Genomic DNA, 21,999 nt, shown 5'->3' on the forward strand with positions numbered 1-21,999 from the left:
CCGATTACGTTCTGACCTGCGAAAACGTCAGCTACTTCGTCGAGCGGCCCACCTGGACCGTGATCGTCGAGCCATCCTTCGGCTCCTTCACGATCTTGATCTTGGTGTTGGTGTCAGTGACCTTGACACTGCCGAACGGGTTCGCCGGGTCGTAGTACGAGCCCTTGCGGTCGTCGAAGACCGAGACGCCCTTCTTGGACTTGACCTTCAGCTTGACGTCCGCGTTGTGGAGCGTGAACGCGTCGGTCGCGTAGGTGCTGAAGGTGGAGTCGAAGGTCTGCATCTTGTTGCGCAGCAGCGTGCCGTCGGCCCACTTCAACGCCTTGGAGTGCGCGTCGACCGGCAGGATCAGACCCGCGCCGGGGTGGGCGCTGGTGTTGTCGTCCGTCTGCGAGGTGTCCCACTTCCAGATCAACAGACCGTTCTGGTACGGGTAGTGCTCGACCCAGTCCGGACGCGTCGTCGAGAAGCCGAAGTTGTACGGGCCGACCTTGAGGGTCTTGTCGTACGACACGTACTGGCGGTTCTCCGCGATGTAGTACTGCGCGTAGTCCTTGGTGAAGGAGGCGCCGATACGGGAGAAGCCGGTGGCGGTCCACGCGGCGTCCGCGCTCTCCGCGTTGTCGGAGAACAGCGGCGAGCCGTCGGCCGTCACGGAGATCTCGTCGGCCGCGAAGCCCTGCCCCGCCACACCACTGTCGGTGGAGTAGCGGAAGCGCACGTCGACCTTCTTGCCCGCGTAGGCGTCGAGCGGGAAGGACAGCTTCTTGTACGTGCCCGAACTGCCGCTCAGGGCGGGCTGGTTGCTGGCGTCGCGCGGGAGGGCGGTGCCGTCGGCCGTGCCGTCCAGGGCGGTCCAGTTGGCGCCGCCGTCGGTGGAGGCCTCGGTGTAGAGGTAGTCGAAGCCGTCCTCGGTGTCCCACCAGCCGTCGAGGGTGAGGGTGGCCTTCGACTTGCCGGCGAGGTCGACCGAACGCGTCAGCGTGTTCTTGAGGCTGTTGCCGCTGCCGCTCCACCACTGGGTGGCGCCCTGAGCCGGGGCGACGACCTCGGTGGTGACCGCCTTGTCGGGCAGCGAAACCACCAGCGCCTGCTTGTTCTTGGTGTTGTACTCGGCCACGCCCAGCTTGTGCTGCGACTTCTTCGCGGCCTTCGCCTTGTCGTAGTTGAGCCAGCCCAGCTGCAGCTTGTCCCAGGCGTTCATGTCGCCGGGGAGGTCACCGATGGCCTCCTTGCCGGTGCCGAGCCAGGAGCCGGCCGACATCAGCGTCCAGAAGCCGGTGCCGTTCTCGCCGCCGCCGGAGGTGTCGTACTCGTCCGGCAGGCCCAGGTCGTGGCCGTACTCGTGGGCGAAGACGCCGAGTCCGCCGTTCTCCGGCTGGATGGTGTAGTCGCCGACCCAGATGCCCGTGTCGCCGATCTGCGTGCCGCCCAGCTTGTTGCCCGTGGGGCCCGTGGCGCCCGCGTCGGTGCCGAACGCGTACCAGCGGTGGGCCCAGATCGCGTCCTCGCCCTGGGCGCCGCCGCCCGCGGACTCGTCCTCACCGGCGTGCACGATCTGGAAGTGGTCGATGTAGCCGTCGGGCTCGTTGAAGTTGCCGTCGCCGTCGAAGTCGTAGCGGTCCCACTGGTCGTACTGGGCGAGGTCCGCCTTGATGCCGGCGTCGGACTTGCCGGCCGCCTTCTGCTGGGCGGCCCAGGCGGTGACGCCGTCGCTCACCACGCTCCAGACGCTGGAGCAGTTGGTCTGACCGCAGGCGTTGGAGCCGTAGCGGGCCTCGTTGTAGGGGACCTTGACCCAGTCCGTGACCTCGCCGTCCACCGAGTAGCGGCCCGAGGACTGCTTCTCGTAGTACTTCTTCAGCGACTCGGTCTTCTTGCCGGTGCCGAAGTAGAGGTCCTGGAAGTGCTTCTGGTTGTAGTCCGCCTGCCAGGCCGTGCTGTTGTCCTTCTTGCGGTCCGGCGCCGCGATCTTGTTGTGCTGCGGGCCGGCGGCGCCGCCGTACTTGCTGTCGACCTGGTCACCGAACTCGACCAGGATCGTGAAGATCTGGTCGGTCTTCTCGCGGCCGAGCTCCACGTACTTGCTCTTGTTGAGCTGTACGACCTGGGAGCCGTTGCGGTCCTTGACCTTGGCGTCGCCGGATATGACCCGGTTCAGGGCCTCCTGGCGCTGTGCGTCCTGCGTCTTGCTCAGCGGGCCGTCGAGGTCGTGTTCGACGCTGCTCCTGGCCGGCTGCGGATCGTGGCGGTCCACGCTCGCCGACGACGATGCGTCATCGGCCTGGGCCACGGCGAACGTCGAGAACGTGGCGGTTGCCGCCGCGAGGGCGACGCCCACCGCGGCTGCTCTGAACGTCCAGGGTCTGCTGGTCACTTGATGTTCCTCCCCCGCGCCCGTGCACGCGGAAGAGGAGGGAGTCCTGGTATTCGGGGGTCCGCGCGCCGTATACGCGATTCAAGTGACGACATTCGACCGGAGTTATGAAAGAAAAGACAGATCTTGACTTGAACAGGCCAAGTGCACTATGCGAAGCGATCGTTCGCTATACGGACGGTCCAACGGTCCGCAACGGGCGCGCCACCCTGTCCAGTTGGTGGACTGCATGACTCCGTGCGCCCCCTGTGCACCGGCACCGTGGGTAAGGTCACGCTTACTACTCGTTCCGGTCGGGCATGCAGCGGAATAGAGTCGATTGGCGGAGCGTCGGAATGTCGACGGAATGCCAAGTCGACACCGTTGTCTCACCCCCCTTTCTTCATCCGCACCTCCCCCGTCGCGAGAGGCACCCGGGGGGAGACCCACCCGAGGACACGATTGCCATGCCTCGTCCGACTGCCAGGCCACGTCTGATGACCGCAACGCCTCGTCCGACCGCCGCACAGCTCGTCTACGGCTCCTGCACCGTGATCTTCTCCACACTCGCCATGCTGCTGCTGTCACAGACGAGTTCGGGCCTGGCCATCGCGGTGATCGCGCTCTGCGCGCTCGTCCTCGGGCTGCTCGTGGCCATGACCGTTCCACTGCCGAAGACCGCGCCGCCCGCCGTGGCGGAGCCCGTGTTGACGGAGCCCGTGGTGACGGAGCGGGTGCCGGTGCAGCGGGCGACGGCCTCCGTCGGTTCCGCCGAGCACGTACGCCAACCGGCGGGCCCGTGAAGCACGGATCCGCCGGCCTGTGTCGCACCGGCTCGCCGTAGGGCCGGTGCGGACGTCCTGCCTCAAGGAGTGCTGGTCAGCGCTGCCTCAAGGGGTGCTGGTCAGCGCCGGCTCAAGGGGCGCTGACCGTCGCCGTGCTCAACCGGTGCTGACGACCACTGTTTTGGCCGGCTTGTCGTGAAGGCCCTGCTTGTAGGGCTTGTCGAAGAAGCTCCAGCCGCCCGCGATCGCGGTCCAGATGCAGGCGCAGCAGAAGGCGAACGGGATCCACAGCACACACGCCCGCACCAGCGAGGTCTGCACGGAGGGCGTCGCGCCGTTGTCGAGGTTGGCCACGCGCAGATGGAACAGCTTCTTGCCCAGCGTCTGGCCCGTCCTGCTGGTCATGAAGGTGTCGTACGCGATGTAGAGGACCGCGGCGAGGAGTTCCTGTCCGAAGGACTTGCCGAACTCCAGCTTGTCCGAGTCCACGGTGTACTGGCCGAACCCGAAACCCCAGGTCAGCAGCCAGACGACGACTCCGACGATGATCATGTCGATGATTCGCGCGAGCACCCGCTTGCCGCTGTCGGCGAGCGGGGCCATGCCGGCGAGAGGGTCGTTGCCGCCGTAGGGACCGCCACCGGGACCACCACCGCCGTACGGGTCGCCTCCCCCGCCGTAGGGGTCACCGCCGCCTCCGTACGGGCCACCACCGCTCCCGTACGGGTCACCGCCGGGAGGCCGGCCGCCGGGCTGGTCGCCGAACGGCGGCGGGGCGTCGTACGGAGAGCCGCCGCCCTCGGCGGGCGGGGGCTGCTTCTTGAACGGGTCGTCGTCCGGGGACTGACCGGAGCCGGGGGGCGGCGGTTCGGTGCTCATGGGCCGAGTCGACCGCGAACACCCCGGCTCCGCATCCGGCACGGGTCCGTCCGGGCTACCCGCCGGACCGGCGCGATCCCTTCTCAGGCGGCCACGAAGGTGTGGGCCGCCTTGTCGTGCCAGCACTGGCGCCACGGCCGGTCGAACAGGCACCACAGGACGCCGATCACGCCGATGGCGAGGACGCCCGGGATGCTGTAGACGAGCCAGCGGCGCAGCGCCCGGCCGAAGGTCGGCGGCTCGGCGCCCTCGATGTCGCGCACCTGGATACCGCAGAGCCTCTTGCCCAGTGTGCGGCCCCACTTGGCGGTGGGCAGCGCCTCGTAGAGGACGCCGAAGACGAGCAGGACGGCCAGGATGACGCCCGCGTACGCGGTGGTCGTGCCGTCCAGCAGCCAGACGGTGACGGTCTCGCCGGACAGCTTCGCCGCGTCGATCTTCTCGTTGATGTGGTCGATCGCCCTGGTGCCCAGCGGCACCGCGGCCACGGCGGTGGCACCGGCCAGGACGACGGTGTCCACCAGCCGCGCGGCCAGCCGCTTGCCGAGCGCCGCCGGCCTGACCGCCGCCTGGGCCCGCGCGGCCGCCTGGAACACGTCGTCGACGGGCGGCTTCCAGGGCGCGACGGGCTGCCCCTCGTCGCCGGCCCCCGCGAGGCGGTGCACCTGCTGCGCCCAGGACGGCTGACCGCCGCCGGCACCGGGACTCATCGGCCCGCCGGCCTGCTGGGCGGCCGTCGGCGGCGTCTGCGGGACCGGGGCAGGGGTCTGCTGGGGAACGGGGGCGGGTGTCGCCCGAGGACCGGCCGGCGCCGGGGTCGCGGCGGCCGCTCCCGTGCCCCCGCTCTGCGCCCCGCCCTGCTGCTCCGTGCGCGGGGACGGCGCACGGAAGGCCGTGTTGCCCTCGGCGGCGAGGGGTTCGCGGGTGCCGGGGAGGCCGGGAGTGTTCTCGGCCGTGGCACCGGCGGCGGACGGCGTGCGCGCGTTCCCCGAACCGGCCGTGGGGCGGCGGAAGACCACCGTGCCGCCCGAGGCCGGAGGCTGCGGGGACCGCCGGTCGGATTCGGCCGGGGGAATCGTCGCCGTGCCGTCCGTACGGGCGGACCTGCCGTCGGGCTGGACGACCGCGTCGCCCGGTTCCGCCGCGTGCGGGACGCGCGGGTCGGCGCCCTGGGCCGCGCCCCAGGAGACCCGGCGGTCCTGTTCGCCGCCGAAGCCCGTCTGCCGGGAGCGGTCGGCGCCCCAGGCGGACGCCGGCTCGGGCCGGCTGCCGTGCTGGGCGTCGGCCGGGCTCACCCGCTGCGGCTCCGCGGCGAGCCCGGGGTCCTCGTCGAAGAAGTGCGGGCCCGTCTCCTCCGCCGGAGCCGGGCTCGGCGCGGGCACGGACGCCGGGCGCCCACCGGGCGGCGGCGCGAGGGGCACACCGTCGCTCGGCGCCGGGCGGCTCGTGCCCGGCACCCAGGCGGCGCCGTTCCAGTACCGGACATATCCAGGAATGGAGGGATCCGGGTAATACCCTTCGCGGGGCCTGTCGTCACCGGGGGCCGGGGTTGGGGCGCTCATGTCCGTCGTCCCGTATCTGCTCGGGGGTTTTTTGGGGGCTCCACATCTATCAGACCGGCGCGCGCGTCACTGGCGCTCCCGCTGTACCCACCCCTTTCGGGCAAGGATCCGCCACCTCGCGCGCCCCCGGGCCGGCCGGTGTGCACAACGGGCGGAGCCGGGCGGCGCAGGCGGATTGCCTCGATGCGGCCGGCGGAGGCCGAGCGGAGGCCGAGCAGAAGCCGAGCGGAGGCCGAGCGGAGGCCGAGCGGAGGCCGAGCGGAAAAAACCTCTCCGGACCCGCGTAATGATTCCGGCCTTTCGCGCTCTCCACTCGTACGGGCCCGCCCTCAGGGCCCCGTGCCTGGAGAGGAAGTGCCCGACATGCATACCGTGGTGGAACGCGAGCTGGAGCTCAAACTCGTCCTGTCGCCGGAGCGGAGCATCCCGGTGCCGGCCCTGCTGAGTTACCGCACCGATGATCCGTACGCCGTCCACATCACCTTCCACATCGGCTCCGACCATCCCGTCAACTGGACCTTCGCCCGCGAGCTGCTGGTCGAGGGGGTGTTCCGGGCGTGCGGGCACGGCGATGTGCGGGTGTGGCCGACGAAGGTCGCGGGCCGCAGCGTCGTTCTGATGGCGCTGAGTTCACCCGACGGCGACGCGCTGCTCGAAGCGCCCGCCGCGCAGGTGTCCGCCTGGCTGGAGCGCACCCTGCGGGCGGTGCCCCCGGGCTCTGAGGCCGAGCAGCTCGGTATCGACGACGGCCTCGCCGAGCTGCTCGCGCCGACACCGGGCTGTCACGACGAGCTGTGGCTGTGCGACCCGTGGCCGTCGGACGAGTCGAAGGACGGGGAGTGATCCGCCGCTCCCGCCGTCCGTGGTCCCTACAGGACCTTCCCCGGGTTCAGGATGCCCAGCGGGTCGAACGCGGCCTTGATGCCGCGCTGGATCTCCACCCCCACCGCGCCGATCTCGCGCGCCAGCCACTCCTTCTTCAGGACGCCCACGCCGTGCTCGCCGGTGATGGTGCCGCCGAGCTCCAGCCCGAGGGCCATGATCTCGTCGAAGGACTCGCGGGCACGCCGGGACTCGTCCGGGTCGTCCGCGTCGAAGCAGACGGTGGGATGGGTGTTGCCGTCGCCGGCGTGCGCGCAGACGCCGATGGTGAGGGCGTACTTCTCGGCGATGTTCTCGATGCCCGCCAGCATGTCGCCGAGCCGGGAGCGCGGCACGCAGACGTCGTCGATCATCGTCGTGCCCTTGACGGCTTCGAGCGCCGTGAGCGACAACCGCCGTGCCTGGAGCAGGAGTTCGGACTCCGCCGCGTCCTCGGCCGGCACCACCTGGGTGGCGCCCGCGGCCTCGCACAGGGCGCCCACCGCGGCGAGGTCGGCCGCCGGGTCGTGGGTGTCGAAGGCGGCCAGCAGCAGCGCCTCGGTGGTCTCCGGGAGGCCCATCCGGGCAAGGGAGTTGACCGCCTTCACCGTCGTACGGTCCATCAGCTCCAGCAGGGACGGGACGTGCCCGCCCTCCATGATCCGGCACACGGCGTCGCAGGCGGCGCTCGCCGAGGCGAACTCGGCGGCCAGCACGAGCTGCTGGGGCGGCTGCGGCTTCAGGGCCAGCACCGCGCGTACGACGATGCCGAGGGAGCCCTCGGAGCCCACGAAGAGGCGGGTGAGGTCGTACCCGGCGACGCCCTTCGCCGTGCGGCGGCCGGTGCTCATCAGGCGTCCGTCGGCGAGGACGACGTCCAGGCCGAGGACGTACTCGGCCGTCACCCCGTACTTCACACAGCACAGGCCGCCGGAGGCCGTGCCGATGTTGCCGCCGATGGTGCACATCTCCCAGCTGGAGGGGTCCGGCGGATAGGAGAGGCCGTGCTCGTTGACCGCGCGGGAGAGCGTGGCGTTGATGACGCCGGGCTCGACGACGGCGATGCGGTCGACCGGGTTGATCTCGATGATCCGGTCCATCTTCACCAGGGACAGCACGATGCAGCCGTCGGAGGCGTTGGCGGCGCCCGACAGACCGGTGCGGGCGCCCTGGGGGACGACCGGGAGGCGCAGCGCGGTCGCGGTGCGCATGACGTGCTGGACCTGTTCGACGGTGCGCGGCAGGACGACGACGGCCGGTGTGCCGGCCTCGCAGAAGCTCGCCCTGTCGTTCGCGTAGGAGGCCGTGACGTCCGGGTCGGTGAGGACGGCCTCGCCCGGCAGGCCCGCCAGCAGAAGGTCGACGAGGTTCCCCGTGACGTCGTCGCGCGGGGCTTCGATACGGCTCATGATCACAGCCTCGCACCCGGGGCCATCGGTGTGAACCCCGTCTACCGCACCCTTCGCGTGCCGGGATGTGGTCTTCGTATTGACGCACAGTGAGCGGCATGGAGATCCAACCGCGACAGCTGTCTCTGGCCGGCCCGCGCCGCTCCCCCGTCCTCAAGCGCGCGCTGATCGGCGCGGTCGGTGGCTGTGTGGTGCTCGGCGGGGTGCTGGTGCTGCTGCCTCCTGACCGGCACCGGACGGCGCCGCCCGCACCGGGTCCGGTGGCCCGTGCGGTGACGGCGGTCGGTGCCGGGGTGCCCGTGGCGCTGCCCGATCTGGCGGCGCTCATCGGTGATCACGAGGCGCATCTGCGGGCCCATCCGGGCGACGGGCAGGCGTGGGCGGTGCTCGGTGCCGCGTACGTCGAACAGGGGCGGCGGACGGCCACGCCCGCGTACTACCCGAGGGCCGAGAAGGCGCTGCGCACCTCGCTGGAGGCCGGCCCGAAGAACAACGTGGACGCACTGAACGGCCTGGCCGCGCTGGCCAACGCGCGCGGTGACTTCCCGGCGGCGAAGAAGTGGGGCGAGACGGCGGTGGCCCGGGCGCCGAAGCGGTGGACGGCGTATCCGCAGCTGATCGAGGCGTACGACGCGCTGGGCGACTACAAGGCCACCCGCAGGACGCTCGACAAGCTCGTCGAACTGCGGTCCGGGCCGACGGTCATGGCGCGGGCCGCCCAGGTGTACTGGGACCGCGGCTGGCGCGAGGACGCGACGGCGGCTCTCGCCGACGCGGCCGCGGGCGCCACGACACCCGCCGAGCAGGCCGCCTGGCTGTCCCGGGCGGGCGATTTCGCCTGGGAGCGCGGCGAGCCGGAGGACGCGCTGCGCCAGTACGCGGCCGCGCTGGTCACCGACCCCGACGAGCACTCCGCCCTCGCCGGGCAGGGCCGGGCGCTGGCCGCGCTGGGCCGTACCTCGGAGGCGCTGCGGGCGTACCAGACCGCGCTCACCAAGCAGCCGTCGCCGCAGTACGCCCTGGAGCTGGGCGAGTTGTACGAGTCGCTGGGGCTCGCCGGGGCCGCCCAGGTCCAGTACGACCTGCTGCGGACGCGGGTGCAGCAGGAGGAGGCGGACGGTGTGCACGACGAGCTGGTGCTCGGGCTCTTCGAGGCCGACCACGGGGACGCGGAGTCGGCCGTACGACGGCTGCGCGAGGAGTGGAAGCGGCGGCCCGGCATCGCCGTCGCGGACGCGCTGGGCTGGGCGCTGCACCGGGCCGGGGAGAACCAGGAAGCGGTGAAGTTCGCGACGAGGGCCATGGACAAGGAGCACGGGGGCGGGGTGCGCAGCGCGTTGTACGCCTACCACCGCGGAGAGATCGAACGCGATCTGGAGTGGTTCGGGCCGGCTCGCCGCCATCTCGCGGAGGCGCTCCGTATCAACCCGTTCTTCTCCCCGCTCCTCGTCCCGGCGGCCAAGGAGGCCCTGGCGGGCCTGGGCGAGCCCCCCGCGGAGGGACTGCCCGAGGAGGCGCCGCAGGAGTCGGCGGGGTCCGCGGGGTCCGCGCCGGAGCCGACGGCGGCGCCGGCCGCGCCCCGGCCGCCCCGTTCCCCGTCGGCGCCCGCTCCGCGGCGCTCGTCGACGCGCTGACGCTCTTACGTTCCGGCCGTTCCGGCGCCCTGGGTGACTCGCTGACACTCTTACGTTCCGGCGCCCTGGGTGACTCGCTGACGTCCTGGGCGCCCGGGCGACGTCCTAGAGGTTGCCGCGCTTCTCCTGCTCCCGCTCGATCGCCTCGAAGAGGGCCTTGAAGTTGCCCTTGCCGAAGCCCATCGAGCCATGGCGTTCGATCATCTCGAAGAAGACGGTCGGACGGTCCTGGACCGGCTTGGTGAAGATCTGCAGCAGGTAGCCGTCCTCGTCGCGGTCGACGAGGATCTTCAGCTCGCGCAGGGTGTCGACCGGGACGCGGGTGTCGCCGGCCCACTCGCCGAGGGTGTCGTAGTACGAGTCGGGCGTGTCCAGGAACTGGACTCCCCCGGCGCGCATGGTGCGTACCGTCTCGACGATGTCGTTCGTGTTCAGCGCGATGTGCTGGACGCCGGCGCCCCCGTAGAACTCCAGGTACTCGTCGATCTGGGACTTCTTCTTGGCGATGGCGGGCTCGTTGATCGGGAACTTGACCTTCAGCGTCCCGTCGGCGACGACCTTCGACATCAGCGCCGAGTACTCGGTCGCGATGTCGTCGCCCACGAACTCCTTCATGTTCGTGAAGCCCATGACCTTGTTGTAGAACCCGACCCACTCGTTCATCCGGCCGAGTTCGACGTTGCCGACGCAGTGGTCGACGGCCTGGAACGTGCGGCGGGCTGGCGGCGCGACCATCGGGGCGGCGGCCGCGTAGCCCGGCAGGTAGGGGCCGTCGTATCCGGAGCGGTCGACCAGCGTGTGGCGGGTCTTGCCGTAGGTGGCGATCGCGGCGAGGACGACCGTGCCGTGCTCGTCCTTGACCTCGTACGGCTCGGCGACCGAGGTGGCGCCGTGCTCGACGGCGTACGCGTGGGCGGCTCGGGCGTCCGGGACCTCGATGGCGAGGTCGACCACGCCGTCACCGTGCTCGGCGACGTGCTCGGCGAGGAAGTGGCCCCAGGTGGTGGCGGCCTTGATGACGGAGGTGAAGACGAAGCGTGCCGAACCGTTGGTCAGGACGTACGACGCTGTCTCGCGGCTGCCGTTCTCCGGACCGGAGTACGCGACGAGCTGCATGCCGAAGGCGGTGGAGTAGTAGTGCGCGGCCTGCTTGGCGTTGCCGACGGCGAAGACGACCGCGTCCATGCCCTTGACCGGGAAGGGGTCGGCCTCGCGCGCGGTGCTGGGGGTGTGGTGGGTGGTCTGAGTCATGTCGAAAGCGTCGCCGTGTTCCGCAAGGTGCGCAATAGTTGGCGTAATCACAGGGCAATATGCCCAATGGGAGGCCCGGACGACCGGGCGTTCTGTACAGGATGACCACCTCGGAGAGGTCCCGGAGGCTCGCATGGCGATCGATCATCTGGACGGCGGGCTCATCGTGCTGCTGGCGCGGGAGCCGCGGATCGGGGTCCTGGAGATGTCGCGGCGGCTGGGAGTGGCCCGCGGCACGGTGCAGGCCCGGCTCGACCGGCTTCAGTCGAATGGAGTCATCCGGGGATTCGGCCCGCAGGTCGACCCCGCCGCGCTGGGCTACCCGGTGACGGCGTTCGCGACCCTGCAGATCCGGCAGGGACAAGGCGCCGACGTACGGGCGCATTTGGCGACCGTCCCCGAGGTACTGGAGCTGCACACCACGACCGGCACCGGGGACATGCTGTGCCGGCTCGTTGCCCGCTCGAACGCCGATCTCCAGCGGGTGATCGACCGGGTTGTCGGTTTTGATGGCATCGTCCGGGCCTCCACGGCGATCGTCATGGAGAACCCCGTTCCGCTGCGGATCATCCCGCTGGTGGAGCAGGCGTCGGGAGATTCCTGACGCGGCTCTGCGCGGACGGCCCGTCGACGCGGGGCCGAGTCCGGGCGCACACCGTCGTGAGGTGAGGGTCCGTGAACTTCTGGGAGTACCTGAACAGCCGCCACCAGCAACTGCTCACGGACGCGTATCAACACGCCAGCGCGGTCTTCCAGTGCATGGTCGTGGCGACCCTGATCGGCGTGGTGATCGGCGTCGTCGCCTACCGCAGCGACTGGGCGGGCAACCTCGCCACCACCGCCACCTCCACCATCCTGACCATTCCGTCGCTCGCCATGATCGGTCTGCTGATCCCGATCGTGGGCCTCGGTGTCCCGCCCACGGTGACCGCCCTGACCCTCTACGGGCTGCTGCCCATCGTGCGCAACTCGATCGTGGGACTGCGCGGGGTCGACCCGTCGCTGGTGGACGCGGCGAAGGGCATCGGCATGTCGCGCCTGACCCGGCTGCTCAAGGTGGAACTGCCCATCGCCTGGCCGCCGATCCTCACCGGCATCCGGGTCTCCACGCAGATGCTGATGGGCATCGCGGCCGTCGCGGCATACGCCTCGGGACCGGGCCTCGGCAACGAGATCTTTCGTGGCATCAGCTCCCTGGGCAGCAAGAACGCACTCAACCAGGTGCTCGCCGGCACGCTCGGGATCATCATCCTGGCGCTGCTCTTCGATGCCGCGTACGTCGTCGTCGGACGGCTGACCATCCCGAGGGGGATCCGTGCCTGAGCCCGCCGCGCCCGCCACCGACGCCGCTCCCCCACCGGCCGAGGCGTCCACCACCGGCGCCACCATCGAGCTGGAGAACCTCAGCAAGCGCTACCCGGGCAGCCGGGAACCCGCGGTGGACGCCGTCAACATGGAGATCAAGGCGGGCGAGCTCGTCGTCCTCGTCGGCCCTTCGGGGTGCGGGAAGTCCACGACGCTGAAAATGATCAACCGGCTGATCGAGCCGACCGGCGGCCGCATCCGCATCGGCGGCGAGGACGTCACCGACATGGACCCGGTGAAACTGCGCCGCAAGATCGGATACGCGATCCAGTCCTCCGGGCTCTTCCCGCACATGACGGTCGCCCAGAACATCGCCCTGGTCCCGAAGATGGTCGGCTGGCCGCGGACGCGGATCAGGGCGCGGGTCGAGGAGATGCTGGACCTGGTCGGCCTCGACCCGGGCGAGTTCCACGGCCGGTATCCGCGTCAGCTCTCCGGCGGCCAGCAGCAACGTGTGGGCGTGGCAAGGGCGTTGGCGGCCGATCCACCCGTCCTGCTGATGGACGAGCCGTTCGGCGCGGTCGACCCGATCACCCGCGACCATCTCCAGGACGAGCTGATCCGCCTCCAGCACGAGCTGCACAAGACAATCGTCTTCGTCACGCACGACTTCGACGAGGCCATCAAGCTGGGCGACCGGATCGCCGTCCTGCGGGAGCGCTCGCACATCGCCCAGTTCGACACCCCGGAGGCGATCCTCACCAACCCGGCCGACGACTTCGTCTCCGGCTTCGTCGGCGCGGGCGCCGCCCTGAAGCGGCTCAACCTCTCGCGCGTACGGGACGTCGCGATCACCGACTATCCGACGGTCACCGTCGACGACCCGCTCCAGGACATCTTCAACCGGCTCCGGGCGAGCGGCACGAACGAGATCCTGCTGCTCGACAAGCGGGGCCGCCCCTACAAATGGCTGCGCCGTGGCGACCTGATGCGGGCGCGGGGCTCCCTGGCGCGGGCCGGCACGCTGGTGCACGACACCGTGACCCGGGACGCCACTCTGCGGGACGCCCTCGAAGCCGTCCTCACGGACAACACGGGGCGGGTCGCGGTCACCGGACGGCGCGGCGAGTACATCGGAGTCGTCGACATGGAGACGCTGATGAACTCCGTGCAGGAACTCCTCGAAGCCGACCGGCTCGACGCGATGGAACACCAGCACGAACTGGAGGAGGCACGCGCCCAGCAGACCCACCTCGCGCAGGAGGGCGCCGAGGACGGGGAGGCGCAGGCATGACCACTCCCCCGGCGAGGCACCGCCCCGAGGGCGAGCACGAGGTCAAGGGACTCGCCTTCCACGACGACGGTGACGGCAACGGCGATCGCGAACGCGAAGATCCCGGGGCGGGCGAGGGCGGGGGGCCGCCGGCACCGGCCGCCACCCGGCGGCGGATCACCTGGCAGAAGCTGACCTTTCTGCCCACGGTCCTGGTGCTCGTACTGCTCGCCACCTGGCTCTGGTTCCGGCAGGCCGACCTCGACTCGATCTCCGAGAACGCGCTGTCGAACGGCCAGGTGGGGAAGGCGCTGCGCCAGCACGTCCAACTGACCGTCATCTCCACGTTCTTCGTGCTGATCATCGCCATTCCGCTGGGCATCCTGCTGACCCGCAAGGCCTTCCGCAGGGCGACCCCGGTGGCGATGACCTTCGCCAACATGGGGCAGGCCACCCCGGCGATCGGCCTGCTGGCGCTGCTCGTGATCTGGCTCGGCACCGGCCAGAAGGCGGCCCTCATCGGCATCATCATCTACGCGGTCCTGCCGGTCCTCTCCAACACGATCGCGGGCCTGAAGGCCAACGACCCCACCCTGCTGGAGGCCGCCCGCGGCATCGGCATGTCCTCCCTGGGCGTCCTGTCCCGCATCGAACTCCCGCTGGCCGTACCGCTGATCCTCGCGGGCGTGCGGACGGCCCTCGTGCTGAACGTCGGTACGGCGACGCTCGCCACCTTCGGCGGTGGAGGCGGGCTCGGCGTCCTGATCACCACCGGGATCACCACCCAGCGCATGCCGGTCCTGGTCCTCGGCTCGATCCTCACGGTCGCGCTCGCCCTGCTCGTGGACTGGCTCGCCTCGCTGGCCGAACTGCTGCTGCGGCCACGGGGGCTGGAGGTGGGGTCATGAGGCGGGGCGGAGCGGTGGCAGCGAGCGGGGTACGGCGTTCGAAGCGGGCCGGGGTACTGGCCGGGGCGCTGGTGCTGGCATCCGGCTGCGGGCTGACCAGCGGTTCCCCCATGGTCGACGACGTCGGACCGGGTTCGATCGGCCGGGGCGAGCCGCTCAAGGGAGCCCATCTCACCGTCACCTCGAAGGAGTTCACCGAGCAGCTGGTCCTCGGCGCGATCATGGGCATCGCCTTCGAGGCGGCCGGCGCGGACGTCCTCGACCGGACCGGCATCCAGGGCTCCATCGGCGCCCGCGAGGCCGTCAAGAGCGGGGACGCGGACGCCATGTACGAGTACACGGGCACCGCCTGGATCACGTATCTCGGCAACGGCACTCCCATCGCCAACCCGCAGCAGCAGTGGCAGGCGGTACGCGACGCGGACGCGAAGAACGGCCTGACCTGGCTGGCGCCGTCCGCCCTCAACAACACGTACGCGCTCGCCATGAACGACGCCAACTTCAAGAAGTACCGCACGAGGACGCTCTCCGACGTCGCCGCGCTCGCCAAGTCGGACCCCAAGGCCGTCACGCTGTGTGTGGAGAGCGAGTTCGCCAACCGCGCCGACGGACTGCCGGGCATGGAGAAGGCGTACGGCATGCGCGTCCCCGCCGGGAACGTCACGCAGATGGACACCGGGATCATCTACACCCAGGTGGCCAAGGGCAGTTGCACCTACGGCGAGGTGTTCACCACCGACGGGCGCATCAGGTCGATGCACCTGGCGGTGATGGCGGACGACAGGAAGTTCTTCCCCAACTACAACGTCGCCCCCGAGATCAACAGCAAGGCCCTGCGCAAGCATCCGGCGATCGCCACGGTCCTCGACCCGATCACCAAGAAGCTGAACAACTCCGTGGCCCAGACCCTGAACGCCAAGGTCGATGTGGACGGCGAGGATCCCCACCAGGTGGCGCTGGACTGGATGAAGCAGGAGGGATTCGTGACGGGGGGTTGAGCGTGGCCGTGCCGGTCGGCCGGGGTGCCCGGGTTCGGCGTGACCGTGCCGGTCGGCCGGGGCGCCCGGGTTCGGCGTGACCGTGCCGGGCGGTCGGGGCGCCCGGCTCAGCAGCTCGGGACGGAGCCCTTGTCCTTCTCCAGGGCCACCAGCGCGTCGACCGCGCCCTTCAGGGTGGTCACCGGGATCAGGCGCAACCCCTTGGGAAGCTCCGACTTGGCGTCCGAGCACTCCGCCTTCGGGACGAGGAAGACGGTGGCGCCGTCCCGCCGGGCGGCCTGGGTCTTGAGGGCCACTCCACCGACCGCGCCCACCTTGCCGTCGGGGTCGATCGTCCCCGTACCCGCGATGGTGCGACCGCCCGTGAGGTCGCCGCCGCTGCCGTCGCCGTCCAGTTTGTCGACGATGCCGAGCGAGAAGAGGAGCCCGGCGCTCGGTCCGCCGACGTCGGCCAGCTTGAGCGTGACCTTCACGTCCTTCTTGTGGAGGTAGGACAGCGCGGCCTGGGCGGCGGTGTCCTGGGACTCCTTCATCTGCTCGGCGTTGTGCTCCTCGATCTCCTTGACGCTGTCGCCGCTCGGGTAGACGGAGTCGCGCGGCATCACCGCCCGGTCCGTACGGAACCAGCTGTCCACGACCTCGCCGAGACCGACGTGCGCGTCCGGACCCGTGGCCTCGATCGTCGTCATACGGAGCTGGCCGTCCGTCGCGCGCGTGGCCGCACCCGTGATCGTGATCACCGGGTCGCCCTTGTTCTCGCCGAGGACGTTCGCCGTCAGGCCGGGCTGCGCCAGGGAGAACGGCAGCGGCGCGAACACCGCCGTGGCGAGCAGTGCCACGAAAGGTACGGCACAGACGACGACGGCTTGGGAACGCGTGAGGCGAGAGAGCACGGGATCAATCTAACGTGACGACACGTACCGGCTGGGGCTCGGGGCGCGGGGGCGTGAGTGGGGGCTCGGGGTGGGGGCGCATGCGGGAGCTGGGGCGTGGGTGGGCGCTCGGGGCGGGGGGCGCGCGTACGGGAGCCGGGCCCATGGGTGGAGGCTCGGGGCAGGGGCGCGCATACGGGAGCCGGGGTGTGCGTGGCGACTCGGGGTGGGTCAGCGCAGGGCTTCGGCGACCTCTCGGGCCGCGTCCACCACCCGCGGTCCCACTCTCTCCGGTACGGAGTCCGTGAGCATGACGACACCGACGCTGCCCTCGACCCCGGTCACGCCGATGAGCGGGGCCGCGGCTCCACTCGCCCCCGCCTCCAGCTCCCCGTGCGTGAGCGTGTACCCGGGTTCGACCACGGCCTGGCGGGCGGCGAGGATCGCACGGCCCGCGGCACCGCGGTCCAGCGGGTGACGGAACCCGGCGCGGTACGCCACGTGATAGTCGGTCCAGGTCGGCTCGACGACGGCCACGGCGAGCGCCTCGGTCCCGTCGACGAGCGTGAGGTGAGCGGTCGCCCCTATGTCCTCGGCGAGCGAGCGCAACGCGGGCAACGCGGCTTCGCGCACGAGCGGGTGCACCTGGCGGCCCAGGCGCAGTACTCCCAGCCCGACCCTGGCACGGCCGCCCAGATCACGGCGTACGAGTGCGTGCTGCTCCAGCGTGGCCAGCAACCGGTACACAACGGTCCGGTTCACCCCGAGCTTGTTCGAGAGCTCGGTGACGGTCAGCCCGTGATCCGTGTCGGCGAGCAACTTGAGGACGCGCAGTCCCCGGTCGAGCGTCTGGGAAGTCTCCGCGGTCACGACGCCCACTCCTTCGTGGTGAGGGTCGGCGGTCCCTGCGCGGCGGTTGCGTCACCGGTCCCGTCGGCGACGCGCTACAGAGGCCGCCGGTCGGCAAGCGACCCGGGTTGTCCCGGGCGGAGTCGCTTCACGGCTGCGCTCCGCGGCGGCGCTGCCACGGGGCGTGTGCGTAGCGGGACAGTAGCGAGCCGGTCCGCTCAGCGGAAGGCTCCGTCCAGAATCCGGTCACGTGCCGGGGCGCGGTGGCTCTGTTTGCCCCAGTACGTGGGGGGCGCATCACTCGGTGTGCACCACTCCTGCACACAGCGCGTGCCCCAGGCGCATCACTGAACTGCACGCCCCCGGGAGCGCGGCGCACGCCCCGGGGCCACCGGGGTCACCGGTCTCACCGGGGTCATCGGGGTCACCCCGAGTCCGTGGAGCCACGGGGGCGCGGAGTCACCGGGGTCCGGGGGCGCCGGGTCCGTGGAGCCACCGGAGCCCGCGGAGTCACTTCATCCGCGTGGCCCACTCCTGCACCTTGGCGATCCGCTGCCGCAACTGCCCCGCCGTGGCCTCCGCACTCGGCGGGCCGCCGCACACGCGCCGCAGCTCGGTGTGGATCACGCCGTGCGGCTTGCCGGTCTGGTGGACGTACGCGCCGACCATGGTGTTGAGCTGCTTGCGCAGTTCGAGCATCTCCTTGTGGGAGACGACCGGCCGCCGCTCGGCGGGGAGTTCGAGGAGGTCGGCCTCGTCGTCCGGCTTCTTGCGGCTGTGCGCGATCTGCCGGGCCTGCCGCTTCTGCAGCAGGAGCTGGACCTGATCGGGTTCGAGGAGTCCGGGGATGCCGAGGTAGTCCTGCTCCTCCTCGCTGCCCGGATGGGCCTGCATCCCGAACTCGGCGCCGTCGTAGAGCACCCGGTCGAAGACGGCGTCGGACTCCAGCGCCTCGAAGGGCAGCATGTCGTCGCCGGTGTCCTCGTCCTGCTGCTTCTCGGCCTCCTCGAGAAGCTTGTCCTCCTCGGCGTACGGGTCCTCCTCGCCGTCCTTCTTGGGCTTGTCGAGGACGTGATCGCGCTCGACCTCCATCTCGTTGGCGAAGGTGAGGAGGTCGGGGACGGTCGGCAGAAAGACGGAGGCGGTCTCGCCGCGGCGCCGGGACCGTACGAAACGGCCCACGGCCTGCGCGAAGAAGAGGGGCGTGGAGATGGTGGTCGCGTACACCCCGACGGCGAGCCGGGGCACGTCGACGCCCTCGGACACCATGCGGACGGCGACCATCCACCGGTCGTTGCTCTCGCTGAACTCGTCGATCCGGTTGGACGCGCCCGTGTCGTCGGACAGCACCAGCGTCGCCTTCGTACCGGTGATCTCGCGGATGAGTTTGGCGTACGCGCGCGCCGAGTCCTGGTCGGAGGCGATGACCAGGGCGCCCGCGTCCGGGATCGCCTTGCGGACCTCGGTCAGCCGCTGGTCGGCGGCGCGCAGCACGCTCGGCATCCACTCACCGCGCGCGTCGAGTGCGGTGCGCCAGGCCTGCGAGATGGCGTCCTTGGTCATCGGCTCGCCGAGCCGCGCGGCGATCTCGTCGCCCGCCTTCGTACGCCACCGCATGTTGCCGCTGTAGGAGAGGAAGATGACGGGCCGCACGACCCCGTCGCCCAGCGCGCTGCCGTAGCCGTACGTGTAGTCGGCCGCGGACCGCCGGATCCCGTCGTTCCCCTCTTCGTACGCCACGAAGGGGATGGGGTTGGTGTCGGAACGGAACGGCGTACCGGTGAGCGCGAGCCGGCGGGTGGCGGGCTCGAACGCCTCCAGGCAGGCCTCGCCCCAGGACTTGGAGTCACCGGCGTGATGGATCTCGTCGAGGATGACCAGGGTCTTGCGCTGCTCCACGCGGTTGCGGTGCAGCATGGGCCGCACGCCGACACCGGCATACGTCACGGCGATGCCCTGGTAGTCCTTGCCGAGCGGGCCCGCGCTGTACTCGGGGTCGAGCTTGATCCCTATCCGCGCGGCCGCCTCCGCCCACTGCTTCTTCAGATGCTCGGTCGGCGCGACCACGGTCACCTGTTGCACGACGTGGTGGTGCAACAGCCAGGACGCGAGCGTCAGCGCGAAGGTCGTCTTGCCGGCGCCGGGTGTGGCGACGGCCAGGAAATCGCGCGGCTGCTCCTGGAGGTACCTCTCCATCGCCCTCTGCTGCCAGGCGCGCAGCTTGTTGGCGGTACCCCAGGGGGCCCGGCCGGGGAAGGCGGGTGAGAGGTGGTGCGAGGAGGAGGCACTGGCGGCGGTGGTAGTCACGGTCTCCGTGGGTGGTCGAATCAAGGGCCGCACGCAACGCCTCGGGTGGGCGGCGATGGGAGACGGGCGGGCGGCTCGGCTACGTATGACAACCGGGCCACCCTACCGGCGCCCCGGACGTGTCAACGGGCGGACGACGCGGGGTCACCCGTGGATGGGACTCAGGTCACAGCCCGCGCTCACCGTCGGGGCGCGGATGTCTGTCGGGAGCGCCGTTCTCGACCGTGAGCACCGCTCTCTTTTCGGATCACCGCTCCCGAACCCGCGTGGTCACCCAGGCACCCACCAGCGCCACCCCGGCCATCGGCAGGAAGACGGCCGCGAAGGCCGCCGGGTGGGAGCCCGTGGAGTCGGTGGCGGTGTGGGAGACCGCCCCGCCGCCCAGCGCGGCGAAGGCGGCGCCGCCCGCGGCAAGGAGGAGGACGTTCGAGAGACCGTCGGAGATCTGGAGAGCGGCGGAGTTGGCGCCGGCGTCCTTGGGCGCGGAGAGCTGGAGCAGCAGCACGCTGGTGGAGGCGGTCACCAGCCCCATTCCGAAGCAGCCGAACCCCCAGGCGACGGCGACGGTCCACACCGGCACGGAGGAGATCAGCACGCTGGGAGCGGTGGCGATGGCGGCCGCCACGAGCAGCATCCCTAGGAACATCAGCCGTTCCCGGTACGGCTCCACGCGCGGCCGGGACTGCACGAGGGAGCCCAGCGCCCAGGTCCCGCCGCCGGCCGCCAGCGAGAACCCGGCGAGCGTCGGCGACAGCCCCCGCTGGGTGACGAGCATCAGCGGTACGAAGGATTCGGCGGCAATGAACGAGCCCGCGGCGACGCCGCGCAACAACACGACGGACGGCAGCCCGCGGGCCGCCCGGTGGGTGCCCGGCGGCAGGAGGCCGAGGACGGCCGGCACCAGCAGGGCGGCTCCCACGGCGCCCGGGAGAAGCGCGAGCGGACGCAGGTCCTGGGCTGCGTACTGGAGGAGCCCCGCGCCGAGCGAAATGGCGAGCGCCAGCCGGATACGTCGACGGTCGAAGGGAGCGGGGACGGTGCCGTCGGCCGGGCCGGCCGCCCGGCGCCGTATCTGCGGCAGGGCGAGCGCCAGCGGGAAGACGACCAGGACGGGTATCCCGATGAACACCCAGCGCCAGCCGAGGTGTTCGGTCACCGCGCCCGCGGCGAGCGGTCCGACCACGGACGGGACCACCCAGCCCGCCGCGAACGCCGCCATGATGGCCGGCCGCAACCGCTGCGGGTAGGCGCGGCCCACGACCACGTAGAGCGCGACGATCACCAGACCGCCGCCGAGCCCCTGCACCGCACGGCCGAGGACGAACATCCACATGGCTCCGGCCGTACCGGCCAGCAGCAGGCCCGCCGCGAAGGCACCGATCCCGGTGGCCAGCGGGCCCAGCGGGCCGGCCCGGTCGGACCACTGGCCGGCGAGCACCATCCCGAAGAGGCTCGTCGTGAAGTACCCCGAGAAGGCGAAGGCGTAGAGGGCGACACCGTGGAGCTCGCGGGCCGCGACCGGCATGGCCGTGCTGACCGCCGTCGCCTCGAAGGCGATCAGCAGCACGACGGAGACGATGCCGATGCTCAGGGCCCGGTGATCACGGCTCAGCACTCCGCCGCCGGTCCCGTCCTTCCCGGTCGCCTCGGCGGCCTCCGGCGGGACGGTCGATTCAGCGGCCTCCGGATGCACGGTCGGGGTGACGGTGACGCCGTCGTCACTCGGGTCCAGGGTGCTCATGCACGCCAGAGTAAGAGGCGTAGCCCTGTTTGACCCCTGTCAGAAGTCCGTGATCACCTGCGACCTTGGTCGTACGCCCCCGCCGCCGGCCCATAGGGACGCGTTCTGGTCGGCCGACGCATTCCTGGGTCACACGACGCGTCCCGGGCCGTACAACGCCCTTCGTACGACGCCCTTCATGAACACCGTATGGCAGTCCCGTTGCACGACCCGCGCCCCTCTTGAGCCCCGCGCCCCGTCCGCCTACGGTCGGTACACCGAGTCCGGAACAGCACATCGCTCCCGGCCCGGCCGTGTGCCCGAGTGGTTTAGGGACTCGCCTGCAAAGCGAGTTACGTGGGTTCGATTCCCGCCACGGCCTCCAACGCCTGACCAGGCAAAACAAAGGGCGGCACCCCTTCAGGGGTGCCGCCCTTTGCCCGTCCGTCTCAGTTCCCGCCTCAGTTGACTCAGTCCGCCTCAGTTGGCCCCACCAGATGGAGAGCAAGGCCTGAACCTCAACAGCACTCGGCACCTCAATGATGTACCTTTTGCCGCTCTTGCCCGTGCCTCTCCGAGTCCGCAAGCCGTCCGCTTCAGTTGGCGTTGACGCGAGACGTAGCCCGTGCGGCGAGCTGCCGATAGTGGGACCACACCTGGGTGCCGTCTGCCCTCTCGGCGTCGCGGTGGTCGAGGAACGGCGCAGCCTTCACTTGCAGCTTGCTCAAGGCCGTATCCCACAATTCGAGAAAGTCATTTTCCCTGACGTATTTTTTGGCGCAGTAATAACCGGCGACATCCAGGGTGGCGAGCGCCCTGTTCGCGCTCGCGTACTCGGCTTCGCTGAGCTCGGACACCGGTCGGTCGAGATTGAAGAGCAGACGCCTACCCGCTTGGAGTTCGGGTGAGATCAAGATTTCATGCAGCTTCAGCAGGAGGTCTCGTTTGTCGAGTCTCCTGCGTTCCAGCAGTGAGAAAACGCTGAGCGTAAGGGCCACCAGCGAGACGGCCGCTCCGGCGTACTGCATGA

18 protein-coding genes and 1 tRNA gene are annotated in these 21,999 nt (G+C 70.6%); 9 read left to right on the forward strand and 10 right to left on the reverse strand.

Annotation, left to right across the window (positions count from 1 at the left end; genetic code table 11):
- Positions 1 to 31: 31 nt before the first annotated feature.
- Entirely contained in the window at positions 32 to 2,377 is a 2,346-nt protein-coding gene (locus ACFWM2_RS27065; protein ID WP_383285072.1) for an immune inhibitor A domain-containing protein, read from the reverse strand.
- 476 nt (positions 2,378 to 2,853) lie between these two features.
- Between ACFWM2_RS27065 and ACFWM2_RS27070 the strand changes: the two genes are divergently transcribed.
- Complete coding sequence (locus tag ACFWM2_RS27070; RefSeq protein ID WP_383285075.1) at positions 2,854 to 3,159, forward strand: hypothetical protein; 306 nt, start codon at positions 2,854 to 2,856, stop codon at positions 3,157 to 3,159.
- Between the two features lie 138 nt (positions 3,160 to 3,297).
- Here ACFWM2_RS27070 and ACFWM2_RS27075 read toward each other — a convergent pair whose 3' ends face one another.
- Positions 3,298 to 4,020, reverse strand: a complete 723-nt coding sequence (locus ACFWM2_RS27075) for an RDD family protein (RefSeq protein ID WP_383285078.1) — start codon at positions 4,018 to 4,020, stop codon at positions 3,298 to 3,300.
- Positions 4,021 to 4,103: 83 nt separating this feature from the next.
- Positions 4,104 to 5,582, reverse strand: coding sequence for an RDD family protein (locus ACFWM2_RS27080; RefSeq protein WP_383285081.1), 1,479 nt, complete (start codon positions 5,580 to 5,582; stop codon positions 4,104 to 4,106).
- 363 nt (positions 5,583 to 5,945) lie between these two features.
- Here ACFWM2_RS27080 and ACFWM2_RS27085 point away from each other — a divergent pair, with 363 nt between their 5' ends.
- On the forward strand, positions 5,946 to 6,425 hold the full coding sequence (locus ACFWM2_RS27085; RefSeq protein ID WP_383285085.1) for an SsgA family sporulation/cell division regulator: 480 nt from the start codon (positions 5,946 to 5,948) through the stop codon (positions 6,423 to 6,425).
- A gap of 26 nt (positions 6,426 to 6,451) precedes the next feature.
- On the opposite strand, the gene ACFWM2_RS27090 is transcribed toward ACFWM2_RS27085, so the two are convergent.
- A complete protein-coding gene (locus tag ACFWM2_RS27090) occupies positions 6,452 to 7,858 on the reverse strand; it encodes an FAD-binding oxidoreductase (protein WP_383285088.1) in 1,407 nt (468 codons plus the stop codon).
- A 92-nt stretch (positions 7,859 to 7,950) separates the two neighbouring features.
- Between ACFWM2_RS27090 and ACFWM2_RS27095 the strand changes: the two genes are divergently transcribed.
- Positions 7,951 to 9,486 carry a tetratricopeptide repeat protein gene (locus ACFWM2_RS27095; RefSeq protein ID WP_383285091.1) on the forward strand — a complete coding sequence of 512 codons (1,536 nt, stop codon included), beginning with the start codon at positions 7,951 to 7,953 and terminating at the stop codon, positions 9,484 to 9,486.
- 105 nt (positions 9,487 to 9,591) lie between these two features.
- On the opposite strand, the gene hppD is transcribed toward ACFWM2_RS27095, so the two are convergent.
- Positions 9,592 to 10,737, reverse strand: a complete 1,146-nt coding sequence (hppD, locus tag ACFWM2_RS27100; RefSeq protein WP_383285094.1) for a 4-hydroxyphenylpyruvate dioxygenase — start codon at positions 10,735 to 10,737, stop codon at positions 9,592 to 9,594.
- Positions 10,738 to 10,870: 133 nt separating this feature from the next.
- Here hppD and ACFWM2_RS27105 point away from each other — a divergent pair, with 133 nt between their 5' ends.
- The 5 genes from ACFWM2_RS27105 (at position 10,871) to ACFWM2_RS27125 (ending at position 15,221) form a co-directional block, all read left to right on the forward strand.
- Positions 10,871 to 11,341, forward strand: a complete 471-nt coding sequence (locus tag ACFWM2_RS27105; protein WP_383285097.1) for an Lrp/AsnC family transcriptional regulator — start codon at positions 10,871 to 10,873, stop codon at positions 11,339 to 11,341.
- 71 nt (positions 11,342 to 11,412) lie between these two features.
- Complete coding sequence (locus tag ACFWM2_RS27110; RefSeq protein WP_383285100.1) at positions 11,413 to 12,060, forward strand: ABC transporter permease; 648 nt, start codon at positions 11,413 to 11,415, stop codon at positions 12,058 to 12,060.
- Positions 12,053 to 13,336, forward strand: a complete 1,284-nt coding sequence (locus ACFWM2_RS27115) for a betaine/proline/choline family ABC transporter ATP-binding protein (RefSeq protein ID WP_383285102.1) — start codon at positions 12,053 to 12,055, stop codon at positions 13,334 to 13,336. Before ACFWM2_RS27110 ends, ACFWM2_RS27115 begins: the two co-directional genes overlap by 8 nt.
- Positions 13,333 to 14,223 carry an ABC transporter permease gene (locus tag ACFWM2_RS27120; protein ID WP_383285105.1) on the forward strand — a complete coding sequence of 297 codons (891 nt, stop codon included), beginning with the start codon at positions 13,333 to 13,335 and terminating at the stop codon, positions 14,221 to 14,223. Before ACFWM2_RS27115 ends, ACFWM2_RS27120 begins: the two co-directional genes overlap by 4 nt.
- A complete protein-coding gene (locus tag ACFWM2_RS27125; protein WP_383285108.1) occupies positions 14,220 to 15,221 on the forward strand; it encodes a glycine betaine ABC transporter substrate-binding protein in 1,002 nt (333 codons plus the stop codon). Before ACFWM2_RS27120 ends, ACFWM2_RS27125 begins: the two co-directional genes overlap by 4 nt.
- 107 nt (positions 15,222 to 15,328) lie before the next feature.
- On the opposite strand, the gene ACFWM2_RS27130 is transcribed toward ACFWM2_RS27125, so the two are convergent.
- From ACFWM2_RS27130 to ACFWM2_RS27145, 4 genes are all read right to left on the reverse strand, one after another.
- Entirely contained in the window at positions 15,329 to 16,114 is a 786-nt protein-coding gene (locus tag ACFWM2_RS27130; RefSeq protein ID WP_383285111.1) for a S16 family serine protease, read from the reverse strand.
- A gap of 210 nt (positions 16,115 to 16,324) precedes the next feature.
- Positions 16,325 to 16,963 carry an IclR family transcriptional regulator gene (locus tag ACFWM2_RS27135; RefSeq protein ID WP_383285114.1) on the reverse strand — a complete coding sequence of 213 codons (639 nt, stop codon included), beginning with the start codon at positions 16,961 to 16,963 and terminating at the stop codon, positions 16,325 to 16,327.
- A gap of 489 nt (positions 16,964 to 17,452) precedes the next feature.
- Positions 17,453 to 19,249 (reverse strand): DEAD/DEAH box helicase, encoded by a 1,797-nt coding sequence (locus ACFWM2_RS27140; RefSeq protein WP_383285117.1) that lies wholly within the window; start codon positions 19,247 to 19,249, stop codon positions 17,453 to 17,455.
- Positions 19,250 to 19,496: 247 nt separating this feature from the next.
- Entirely contained in the window at positions 19,497 to 20,990 is a 1,494-nt protein-coding gene (locus ACFWM2_RS27145) for an MFS transporter (protein ID WP_383285120.1), read from the reverse strand.
- 289 nt (positions 20,991 to 21,279) lie between these two features.
- On the opposite strand from ACFWM2_RS27145, the gene ACFWM2_RS27150 reads away from it, so the two are divergent.
- A tRNA-Cys gene (locus tag ACFWM2_RS27150) sits at positions 21,280 to 21,354 on the forward strand.
- A 211-nt stretch (positions 21,355 to 21,565) separates the two neighbouring features.
- Here the strand turns inward: ACFWM2_RS27150 and ACFWM2_RS27155 are convergent.
- Entirely contained in the window at positions 21,566 to 21,997 is a 432-nt protein-coding gene (locus ACFWM2_RS27155) for a hypothetical protein (RefSeq protein WP_383285123.1), read from the reverse strand.
- Positions 21,998 to 21,999 lie beyond the last annotated feature (2 nt).

Origin of the sequence: Streptomyces sp. NPDC058371 (assembly GCF_042723265.1) — a bacterium.
Lineage (GTDB): Bacteria > Actinomycetota > Actinomycetes > Streptomycetales > Streptomycetaceae > Streptomyces.